12 protein-coding genes and 1 rRNA gene are annotated in these 10,293 nt (G+C 40.1%); 1 reads left to right on the top strand and 12 read right to left on the bottom strand.

The genetic code is table 11. The features are described from left to right. Positions 1-121: 121 nt before the first annotated feature. Positions 122-2,062 (bottom strand): methionine--tRNA ligase, encoded by a 1,941-nt coding sequence (gene metG / locus PQ511_RS22200; protein WP_273854106.1) that lies wholly within the window; start codon positions 2,060-2,062, stop codon positions 122-124. A 513-nt stretch (positions 2,063-2,575) separates the two neighbouring features. Between metG and abrB the strand changes: the two genes are divergently transcribed. Further along, complete coding sequence (gene abrB, locus PQ511_RS22205) at positions 2,576-2,854, top strand: transition state genes transcriptional regulator AbrB (RefSeq protein ID WP_098445902.1); 279 nt, start codon at positions 2,576-2,578, stop codon at positions 2,852-2,854. A gap of 51 nt (positions 2,855-2,905) precedes the next feature. Here the strand turns inward: abrB and rsmI are convergent, their stop codons facing one another. The 11 genes from rsmI to rrf all read right to left on the bottom strand — a co-directional run bounded on the left by rsmI (position 2,906) and on the right by rrf (position 10,285). Then, complete coding sequence (gene rsmI / locus PQ511_RS22210; protein WP_273854107.1) at positions 2,906-3,772, bottom strand: 16S rRNA (cytidine(1402)-2'-O)-methyltransferase; 867 nt, start codon at positions 3,770-3,772, stop codon at positions 2,906-2,908. Beyond that, on the bottom strand, positions 3,693-4,034 hold the full coding sequence (locus tag PQ511_RS22215) for a GIY-YIG nuclease family protein (protein ID WP_273854108.1): 342 nt from the start codon (positions 4,032-4,034) through the stop codon (positions 3,693-3,695). Before PQ511_RS22215 ends, rsmI begins: the two co-directional genes overlap by 80 nt. Beyond that, positions 4,021-4,758 (bottom strand): tRNA1(Val) (adenine(37)-N6)-methyltransferase, encoded by a 738-nt coding sequence (locus PQ511_RS22220; protein WP_273854109.1) that lies wholly within the window; start codon positions 4,756-4,758, stop codon positions 4,021-4,023. The genes PQ511_RS22215 and PQ511_RS22220 overlap by 14 nt, the downstream gene beginning before the upstream one ends. Positions 4,759-4,845: 87 nt before the next feature. Further along, positions 4,846-5,190, bottom strand: coding sequence for a DNA replication initiation control protein YabA (gene yabA / locus PQ511_RS22225; protein ID WP_098445898.1), 345 nt, complete (start codon positions 5,188-5,190; stop codon positions 4,846-4,848). A gap of 16 nt (positions 5,191-5,206) precedes the next feature. Beyond that, positions 5,207-6,034: a PSP1 domain-containing protein gene (locus PQ511_RS22230; protein ID WP_098445897.1), complete on the bottom strand. Its 828-nt coding sequence runs from the start codon at positions 6,032-6,034 to the stop codon at positions 5,207-5,209. 4 nt (positions 6,035-6,038) lie between these two features. Then, positions 6,039-7,025, bottom strand: coding sequence for a DNA polymerase III subunit delta' (gene holB, locus PQ511_RS22235; RefSeq protein ID WP_273854110.1), 987 nt, complete (start codon positions 7,023-7,025; stop codon positions 6,039-6,041). Between the two features lie 22 nt (positions 7,026-7,047). Continuing rightward, complete coding sequence (gene darA / locus PQ511_RS22240; protein WP_273854111.1) at positions 7,048-7,377, bottom strand: cyclic di-AMP receptor DarA; 330 nt, start codon at positions 7,375-7,377, stop codon at positions 7,048-7,050. Between the two features lie 30 nt (positions 7,378-7,407). Then, positions 7,408-8,049, bottom strand: a complete 642-nt coding sequence (tmk, locus tag PQ511_RS22245; protein ID WP_273854112.1) for a dTMP kinase — start codon at positions 8,047-8,049, stop codon at positions 7,408-7,410. Between the two features lie 4 nt (positions 8,050-8,053). Beyond that, positions 8,054-9,493 (bottom strand): aminotransferase class I/II-fold pyridoxal phosphate-dependent enzyme, encoded by a 1,440-nt coding sequence (locus PQ511_RS22250; RefSeq protein WP_273854113.1) that lies wholly within the window; start codon positions 9,491-9,493, stop codon positions 8,054-8,056. A 153-nt stretch (positions 9,494-9,646) separates the two neighbouring features. After that, the gene (locus tag PQ511_RS22255) at positions 9,647-9,844 is read right to left on the bottom strand and encodes a sigma factor G inhibitor Gin (RefSeq protein WP_273854114.1); all 198 of its coding nucleotides are present in this window, start codon (positions 9,842-9,844) and stop codon (positions 9,647-9,649) included. 324 nt (positions 9,845-10,168) lie between these two features. Next, positions 10,169-10,285 (bottom strand): 5S ribosomal RNA (gene rrf / locus PQ511_RS22260). Positions 10,286-10,293: the final 8 nt, after the last annotated feature.

Here is a 10,293-nt window from a genome sequence, read left to right on the forward strand (position 1 = left end):
TCCCTTTTATGATGTTCATAGAAAGGAAATTGACTCATCTCATCTGCATTTATTTACAGGGATAAATTGTGAAATAAAAAGTAAAAAAGACCCGGTCTGAATAAGACCGAGTCTTAAGTGATTATTTAATTTGTGTTCCATTCGGCAAGCTTTCAGCAATGGTCGACAATTTTAGTTCACCATCATGCTCACCTGCTAAAATCATACCTTCAGATAATTCTCCTCTAAGTGTTACTGGCTTAAGATTCGATACACAAACGACCTTTTTGCCAATGAGATCCTCTGCTTTATAGTGTTTTGCAATTCCTGAAACAACTTGTCTTGTTTCATAACCAAGATCTAACTTTAATTTCAAAAGCTTATTTGCTTTTTTTACCGGTTCCACTTCAAGTACTTGAGCTACTCTTAAATCAACCTTTGTAAAATCATCAATTGTTATTTCATCTAAATCTGGTTTTTCTACGGCAGGTGCTTCTTTTACAACATTGCCGCCCATCTGTTCAACGATATAAGCAACCTCTTCTTCACGATCAAGACGCGGGAAAAGTGGCGCATCCTTTTGAACAGTTGTACCACCGTAGCCTTTTTTGAATCCTAGTGAATTCCAGGTTGTTTTCTCACCTTCTGCTATACCTAGCTGCGCCCAAATCTTTTTGGGTGTTTGCGTTAGGAAAGGCTGTAAGAGAATACCAACTTGTCTTAACGATTCGGCAAGGTGAACCATTACAGCTCCAAGTTTCTCCTTATTAGCCTCATCTTTTGCTAGAATCCAAGGTTCCGTTTCATCGATGTACTTGTTCGTACGACTAATGAGCTGCCAAATGGATGCTAGCGCTACTGAAAACTCCATATTTTCAAGAGAGTTTTCCACTTTCGAAATGGTGGAATTGACCATCTCAACAAGGGTGTCGTCAAATGCAGTAACAGACCCTTGATAAACAGGAACTTCACCGTCAAAGTATTTTGCAATCATGGCTACTGTACGATTTAACAGGTTACCAAGATCGTTCGCTAAGTCGTGATTAATTCGTTCAACAAAACTCTCTGGTGTAAAGACGCCATCTGAACCAAAAGGCACTTCGCGTAACAGATAGTAACGTAACGCATCCAGACCATAACGATCAATTAATGTTACCGGATCAACGACGTTCCCTTTTGATTTCGACATTTTTCCATCTTTCATTAATAACCATCCATGAGCAAACACTTTCTTAGGAAGCGGGAGATCAAGAGACATTAACATAATCGGCCAGTAAATCGTATGGAAACGTACAATTTCTTTCCCAACAAGATGAACATCAGCTGGCCAGAACTTGTTATAAAGCTCATCATTTTCAGTTCCATACCCTAGGGAGGTGATGTAATTGGACAACGCATCAATCCATACGTAAATGACGTGTTTTGGATCGCCGGGAACTTTAACACCCCAATCGAAAGAAGTTCGCGATACGGCAAGATCTTCAAGACCAGGTTTGATAAAGTTATTGATCATTTCATTCTTTCTAGATTCCGGCTGGATAAACTCAGGATTATCTTCGTAAAATTTCAGTAGACGGTCTGCGTATTTACCCATTTTAAAGAAGTAAGATTCTTCCTTCACTTTTTCTACTTCACGTCCACAGTCGGGGCACTTGCCATCAACTAACTGGCGCTCAGTAAAGAAAGACTCGCACTGAGTGCAATACCATCCTTCGTACTGGTCAAGATAGATATCGCCTTTCTCGTACATCTTTTGAAAAATGGTTTCAACAATCTCTTCGTGTCGCTTCTCTGTTGTGCGGATAAAGTCATCGTAACTAATGTCTAATTTATCCCAAAGGTCTTTTATACCTGCAACGATGTCATCAACATAGGCTTGAGGGGTAATCCCCTGTTCCTGGGCTTTCTTTTGAATTTTTTGTCCATGCTCATCCGTTCCAGTTAAGTATTGAACTTCAAATCCTCTTAATCGCTTGTAACGAGCCATTGCGTCGCCTGCTACTGTGGTGTAGGCATGGCCAATGTGTAACTTACCGCTAGGGTAATAAATCGGTGTTGTGATATAAAACGTCTTGTCACCCATGTTGCTTCCTCCTTGATTAAAACAGATATAAGTGGAACGTCATAATTTTTCTTTAGAAAAATGAATCCCCAAACTTAACGCCAAATGAGACTGGCGTTTTGAGATGGGGCTACTAGATAAAAAGCTCCCGTCCCATATTGGACGAGAACATTAGCAACTTTTAACTACAGCCTGCAATAGCGTACCGCTATGTACGTCACTTCTTCATCAAAATATAACTAATTTAAGGAATAATTGCAAGGAAGCGAGGCTTAAATCCCTTTTACCTACACAAATTTACAATTCATGTCGAAGGATTTACAAGAAAATTGTCGAATTATTAATATAGGCAAGTCAGGTTTTGACAATTTTATAGTACTATCAATCCCTTTAAGGTCCCTTTGTAGGAAATATTTACCCATTCAAAAGGATTGACGCTTATGGGAAACACTGGTATTATATAGAACATAAATAGAGAAATTTGTCGAATCCTGACGTAATTAATAAAAAATTGGGAATAGGGGAGTATAAAACATGAAATCTACTGGTATTGTACGTAAAGTTGACGAGCTTGGCCGTGTTGTTATTCCGATCGAACTACGCCGTACTCTTGGCATCGCAGAAAAGGACGCTCTTGAAATCTACGTTGACGACGAGCGCATCATTCTTAAGAAGTATAAGCCTAACATGACTTGCCAGGTAACTGGTGAAGTTTCCGATGACAATTTAGCAATCGGTAACGGGAAGCTTATTCTTAGCAAAGAAGGCGCAGAGCAAGTATTGGAAGAAATTCAAAAAGCTCTTGCAAAATAATGATCATATAGAAAAGCTCCTGCCGCAGGCAGGAGCTTTTTTTCGACATCGTTATTCGACATGATACGCTTGATACACATCTCTTTTGGAAATCTCTCTTTCCACAGACACTTGTTTAATAGCGTCCTTGCTTTTCATTCCTTCATTAACATAGTGCTCCACGTGTTCTTCTAACGAAACGTTTGTCCACCACTGTTCTTCACTAGTCACTTCTTCGTAACCACCATCGACAATAACGCAGAATTCGCCTCGAATCTCTGACTGCTCACACCAGACGAGGACTTCTTCGACTGTTCCACGAATAAACTCCTCGTATCGTTTCGTTAATTCTCTTGCTATAACAATCTCTCTGTTGCCAAGTACTTCGTGAATAGCTTTCATCATTTCTTTTAAGCGATGAGGAGCTTCATAGAACATAATTGGTGAAGGAATACTTCTTAATTCGGATAGTTCTTTCTTCCGCTCTTTCTTTTGTCGTGAGAGGAAACCATAATAATAGAAATGCTGGGTTGGTAAGCCTGATGCAACGAGTGCAGTGATGGCAGCATTTGCTCCTGGTAACGGGATAACAGGAATATTTTCAGCGAGACAAGATGAAACAATTTCATATCCTGGATCGGAAATGGCAGGCATCCCTGCATCACTAATCAGAGCAATGGTTTGCCCTTCTCTTAACCGTTCCAGTAACTTAAAACCACTCGACTCTTTATTATGTTCGTGATAGCTAATTAACTTTGTTTCAATGTCGAAGTGATTGGTTAATTTTTTTGATTGTCTCGTGTCTTCTGCAGCAATAAGGTCAGCATCTTTTAATGTCTGAATGGCTCGAAAGGTCATATCATTTAAATTGCCGATTGGGGTCGGGACGAGATATAGTTTTCCTGTCTCGCTCTCTTTGTAACTCTGTTGACTCCACATGATTTTGCCTCTCTTCTTTAATAATCTTTTCTTTTTTTTCGCGGGACAATTGTTTGATTTGATATTCTACTTGCATCGCTTCACGCTTCGTCTCGAATTTATCTTGATAGACGAGAGTCAGTGGCCCTCTGCCTCTTGTATATTTAGCCCCTTTTCCACATTCATGTTGTGCTAACCGCTGTGATATATCCGTTGTGTAACCAGTATAGTAGGTTCCATCTCCACACTCCAATATATACACGAAGTGATTAGAGCTCTTCATATAAGCTGCTCATTTCATCAGTATATTGATTATCGTTTTGATAAACAGTAAAGGGGGGTAACACTTTTAAATCAGGTTTCCCATCTTTTATTCCTTCTATCAAAAGCGTGTTGGCTTCTTTACCAGCTTTCGGATAAACAAGTTGCATTCTTTTTGGTTCAATTCGATACTTTCGCATTAACGTCATAATATCCAGTAATCTTTCAGGACGGTGGACAAGAGAAACCTTTCCGCCCTGCTTAACTAATCGGCTACACGATTGAATAACATCTTCAAGGGTACACATCACTTCATGTCGAGCGATCGTTAGATGCTCGTTTAAGTTTCGCTGCTCCTGTCGCTGACTTTTGAAATAGGGGGGATTACACGTGACAGCATCATAAGACTCTTGTTTAATACTTACAGGTAACTCTCGAAGATCTGCATGGTGGAGAGTTAATTGATCACCTAGTCGATTTAATTCAATACTTCTTTTTCCCATATCAAAAAGACGATCTTGTATTTCTACCCCTTCAATTGGCACTTCGCTTCGACGTGAAAGTAGTAATGGAATAATCCCGTTTCCCGTACACAGATCAATCATCTTTCCCCGCTTAATTGGAACCCAGGCAAACCTCGCTAGTAAGATGGCGTCTAATGAAAAGGAAAAAACGGTTGGACTTTGTATAATACGAAGTTCGTTTTCAATGATGTAATCAATTCGTTCATCACCGATTAATTGCATGATGCTGTTCTCCTATCTGTATCAATTGTTTATCTATTCTCTTAAAAGTGTAAAAAAGGTCTTTCCCTTTGCGGAAAGACCAGATCACTACTTCTTATTTAAGAACGACAGGCAGAAGAGGCAATCTCCTTCTGTCCGAATACTCCCATAGTGGAGGTTACAAATATGAAAACCTTCCTGGTACAACCTGGCCAGATTATCATACCCTTCTCCAACTTCTGGTTTACCACGCTTCTTCTTGCCAGATGAATGACTCTTCGGCTCTGAAGTTTGTTCTAACCGCTCTCGCAAGTGGTGATTCTCAATTTCGAGATGGTGATTTTCTTCCAGAAGTCCTGCAAGATGTTCTTTTAGTTCGCCTAATTGTTTGTATAAGTCACCAATCTGTTCTTCCATTGAGCTTACACGTGAAAAAACTTCTTTTTTCTCCACTTCCGTTCCACCTCAATCAATCTGTGGCTTGCGTAGATACTGCGCCGTCTTGTATTAATTCATCAAGCGTATATTCTGTCACGCGGTTAAGTTCGAACAATTCCACCTGCACAAGACGCTCCAATATATTCAACCCAACAACTTTCCCTTTGCCCTGTCCAGTATGAATCGTCTTCCCAACGTCTGGAAGCTCTTTTTTACCGGATTCATAAGCATCGTTTTCATACTTTAAGCAGCACATTAACCTGCCGCATAGTCCAGATATTTTAGCAGGATTTAAGGAAAGATTTTGATCTTTCGCCATCTTAATCGAAACAGGTTCAAAATCGCCAAGCCACGTTGAACAACAAAGCATCCTGCCGCACGGTCCAATACCGCCAAGCATTTTCGCTTCATCACGTACTCCAATCTGACGAAGTTCAATTCTTGTCCGAAAAATGGATGCGAGCCCTTTCACAAGTTCGCGAAAATCGACTCTTCCATCTGCTGTAAAATAAAAAATAATTTTATTTCGATCAAATGTATATTCAACATCAACAAGCTTCATATCAAGCTTGTACTCTTCAATTTTAGAAACGCACACATCAAAAGCTTCTTCAGCTGCATGTTTGTTATCTTCCACCGCAAGGCGATCTTTCTCATCCGCAATGCGAATCACTTTCTTAAGAGGAAGAACAATATCTTCTTCATCCACTTGCTTGTTAGCTAAAACTACTTTCCCAAATTCAACCCCTCTGGCAGTCTCCACGATCACAAATTCTTTGTCGGACACCTGGAGGCTACTCGGATCAAAGTAATAGATCTTCCCCGCTTTTTTAAAGCGAACGCCAACTACTTCATACACAAACTTATCCCTCCCGTAATCTGAGCACTAGCTGTTCCATCACAAACTGCGGGTTTGTGTTTGCACTCAGACGTCTTTTGGCATCGAGTATCGCCATCATATGCTGACTTATCTTCTTTCTTCCGAATTGAAGGGCATAACGTTCGAGCTTATCCTTCTGATCTGCATAGACAATTCGATTATCCTGCAGTTGTATTTTCATTATATCCTTATACCAAAAAAGCATAAGGTTAAGGCCCATATCCTGCTGCGTTTTATCCTTAAAATGTGCTAGCCATTTGTCATGGATCGTTAGGAAAACCTGATGAGGTCTTTCCTTCAACTCTTCAGTCAATTGTATCACTATCGCTCTTGCCTGTGCAAACCACTCATCAAGCGCAAGCTCCTTTGCTGCACGCTGGTCATTTGTTAGTTGAGCAGCCGTTTTAGCAAGGTATGATGTGACTCCTTCATTTGTAAGTGCTTCTTCTACTCCACTCATTGAAAGAGGTTGAAAGGTGATAACCTGACATCTTGAATAAATTGTAGAAAGAATATGCTGCTTTTGTTCTGTTAATAAAATGGCCATCGTCATTTGACCTGGCTCTTCTAGAAATTTAAGTAAGCTATTTGCTGCCTGAGTGGTCATCCGATCAGAATGATTCAAGATATATACTTTTTTACGCGACTCAACTCCAAGATAGGAGAATTCTTTTTGTAGTTTTCTAATTTGGTCAATTTTAATCGATTGGCCATCTGGTTCAATAAGATGAAGATCTGGATGATTACCTGAATCAACTCTTTTGCAGTCTTTACACTGTTGACACGGATCAATTCCTGTTCGCTCCTGGCAAAAATAAGTTTTCGCCATATGAATGGCAACGTCTTTTTTTCCAGTGCCTGCTCCACCATCAAATAAGTAAGCGTGAGACAGACGTTCTTTTTTAAAACTGTTGATGATCATCCTAACGACTGTAGGCTGGCGTTCTTCTAATTCAATCCAATCTGTCATTTCTATCCCTCATCCTACTAGTTTAAAAATGATGGAAAGCCTCTACAGGAAGAACAAATACCGTCGCTCCTCCCACCGACACTTCAACAGGATAAGGGACATAAGAATCCGCATTACCTCCCATTGGCGATACCGGTGCTACCATCTGCTCTCTGCTCTGGCAATTGTCTTTAATGATATCAAGAAGCTTTTGCACACGATGATCTTCAGTACCAACTAGGAATGTTGTATTCCCAGCGCGCAAAAATCCACCAGTCGTGGCAAGTTTGGTTGCCTGAAAATTATAGTCGACCAGGGCATTGGATAAGCGATTGCTATCTTTATCCTGCACGACAGCCATAACTAACTTCATAATTATCCTCCCCGGGGTGCATGAACCCGTTTATTCGTTATTAGTAGAATAGTTATCCCAAAGGACTTTAAAATCCTCTATTATTGCTGAAAAAATCTCATCAACTTTTTTCTCGCCATTGATTAAATGGATTCGTTCATTATTCTCTTTATATAATTCTAAAAAAGCTTCCCTTACCTTTTCGTGATAAGCTGTACCTTTCTGTTCAATACGATCCAATTGATTCCGAGCAATCATTCTTTCTTTTCCAACCGAAACAGGAAGATCAATCATATAGCTCCGATCTGGCGTAAGACCTCCTGTTGCAAAGTCATTAATCACCCTTACTTTTTCAACATCTAATCCCAGGCCAACTCCCTGATAAGCAATCGATGCATCAACAAAGCGATCACAAAGCACAAGGTACCCTTCATTTAAGGCCGGAATAATCTTCTCTCTTACGTGCTGTGCACGCGATGAAGCATATAGAAGAACCTCTGTCTCATCCACCATCTCTTTATGCTCCGGGTTTAAAATAAGCGATCGAATTTGGTCACTTATCGCAGTACCCCCTGGCTCTCTTGTATGAATATATGGAATACCTTCTTCATTTAAATAATCGGCTAATTTCTGAACCTGGGTCGATTTACCCGCCCCATCCGGTCCTTCGAATGTGATAAATAATCCTTTCAATGCCCTACTCCTCTTCTATTGCAATCTCAATCATCTCATCATGTATTCCCTGTATATGTCCCCCAGAAAGTAGAATTGATTCTAATCGTTTTACCTTTTCCATTGGAATTCGTTCACCCGGTAGCACAACAGGAATTCCTGGCGGATATGGAATTAACCCTCTTGCAGCTATCATACCAGTAGCCTCCGTTAACTTTACTCTCTTTGTCTTCATCGTCTCCAATTTTTCAAAAGAATAAGCAGGAAAAGTCATATCTTCATGGTTCAACTCATATAGAAATTCATGAAAGTTGTCCTCATTTCTATGAAGAGCAATCTTTTTAAATGCCTGTATCGTTCTTATATAAATTTCTTCATTAATAGCCATTGGGCAAACAAGTAAGACATTTAATGGATCACTCAGCTCAACGAATATACCTTCATTTTCAAGTTTCTTTGCTAGTTCATATCCTGACGCCCCAGCTAGCTGAACCGTTATTTTGAGTGGATCAAGCTGATGATACGCACGACTTACATCGCCAATAACGTTTATACCAGGTACTTCACTCAATTGTTTCTTAAACTGACGAATCTCTTCTAAAATGTGACCTAGCTGCTGCTCTGTAAGAGAAGATAGATAGTGTCTTGCTAAATCGAGGGAAGCCATAATTGGATAAGAAGGACTACTTGATTGAAAGACTTGTAAATAGTCATTTATGGCACTCTTATATTCTACATTCCCTAGATGTAAGTAAGCCCCCATCGTCATAGCAGGAAGTGTTTTATGAGCAGATTGAACAACAACATCGGCTCCTTGCTTTAAAGCACTTTCAGGGAAAAAACGCTCGCTTATAAAATGTGCCCCGTGCGCTTCATCAACGAGTACCGCCACCCCGTGCTGATGGGCATAATTGATCATTGGCCTTAAGTCCATAGTCATTCCATAATAATTTGGATTTGTCAGGACAACCGCTTTAATATTGCTATATCTCGAAAGGGCTCGTTCGATAAGATCAACCGAAACTCCAGTTGCCACCTGGCTTGCTTCATCAATAAACGGAGTTAGAAATACTGGTTGTGCTTTCGCTAGGCGAAGTCCATTCAAAACCGATTTGTGACAATTTTTTTGAACGAGAACCACATCTCCCTCAGAACAAACTGCCATTAACATCGCTAGATTACCAGTTGTGGAACCACCTACCAAGAAGTGAGTTTCAATACTTCCATAGAGCTCCGCTGTAAGCTGCTCTGCCTCCTTAATGGGACCTTCAGCATGATGAAGGTCATCTAACCCCGGAAGCTCTGTTGCATCTATTTTCAATAAGTCTTTGTACAAATGATCTGCACGTTTATAAGAAGAAAAAACCGTTCCGTTTTTATGTCCTGGAACATGATACGAAAGAGGTTTCTGAGCCTTCCACGCTGTCAGAGCCTCGTATAATGGTACTTGATCTTTTTTGCTCATTAAACCCACTTCTATCTATTGAAGATTCATTTACGTATACTCATATTCTATCATTTTCTAGACTTCTGGAGAAGTAAAGGGGTATGCTAATTCTTCTAGCTAGTCTTTTCTAGAACATGTAAAAAGCAGATAGCTTATGAAGCAGCTATCTGCCTATGCTAATCGACTTAGTCGTAGTTTGCGTAATTTTTCAAGATAAAATTGATAGTTCTCATGACTGGTATCTGTTTGTATCACCTTACGTTCACAATCATAACAAATAAAACGATCACAAATATGGATACCTTTGAAACTATGCTCCTCACAAACAAGACAACACTCACTAAAAATCTCCTTGATTGCCTTCTCCATCTTCCCACCTCCATGGTAAAAGCATTGCCCAATTATAGGGGATCTATACAAGTTCCATTTAATTCGAGCTGACTTTTCACTTCCTTTTAAGGATATGTGCCTGTAACTTATCCCGTGTCTGTGATTTACGAAAAGAAAGTAAATTTCCAAGGCATATTAGCATTGTAACTGAAGGAGTGATTTAAAGGTATTAAGCTTTTTCCGCGATTTCCATGTCTAATTCCTCGAACGTAAGACGTGAGGACTTTCAGCTAGTAAAACCTTTTTCATAAAACCATACAAAAAAAAGCGAGAAACCCTCAGGTCTCTCGCCTTTCTTCATTTGCCCAGCGACGTCCTACTCTTGCAGGGGGAGATCCCCCAACTACCATCGGCGCTGAAGAGCTTAACTTCCGTGTTCGGCATGGGAACGGGTGTGACCTCTTCGCCATCGTCACTAGACTTATCAG

The sequence above is a fragment of the Guptibacillus spartinae genome, assembly GCF_028610625.1.
GTDB lineage: Bacteria > Bacillota > Bacilli > Bacillales > Guptibacillaceae > Guptibacillus > Guptibacillus spartinae.

Coding starts and splice junctions, on each gene's coding strand:
- metG (WP_273854106.1), bottom strand. CDS start 2,062: ATGGGTGACAAGACGTTTTATATCACAACACCGATTTATTACCCTAGC.
- abrB (WP_098445902.1), top strand. CDS start 2,576: ATGAAATCTACTGGTATTGTACGTAAAGTTGACGAGCTTGGCCGTGTT.
- rsmI (WP_273854107.1), bottom strand. CDS start 3,772: ATGTGGAGTCAACAGAGTTACAAAGAGAGCGAGACAGGAAAACTATAT.
- PQ511_RS22215 (WP_273854108.1), bottom strand. CDS start 4,034: ATGAAGAGCTCTAATCACTTCGTGTATATATTGGAGTGTGGAGATGGA.
- PQ511_RS22220 (WP_273854109.1), bottom strand. CDS start 4,758: ATGCAATTAATCGGTGATGAACGAATTGATTACATCATTGAAAACGAA.
- holB (WP_273854110.1), bottom strand. CDS start 7,025: ATGACAGATTGGATTGAATTAGAAGAACGCCAGCCTACAGTCGTTAGG.
- darA (WP_273854111.1), bottom strand. CDS start 7,377: ATGAAGTTAGTTATGGCTGTCGTGCAGGATAAAGATAGCAATCGCTTA.
- PQ511_RS22250 (WP_273854113.1), bottom strand. CDS start 9,493: ATGAGCAAAAAAGATCAAGTACCATTATACGAGGCTCTGACAGCGTGG.
- PQ511_RS22255 (WP_273854114.1), bottom strand. CDS start 9,844: ATGGAGAAGGCAATCAAGGAGATTTTTAGTGAGTGTTGTCTTGTTTGT.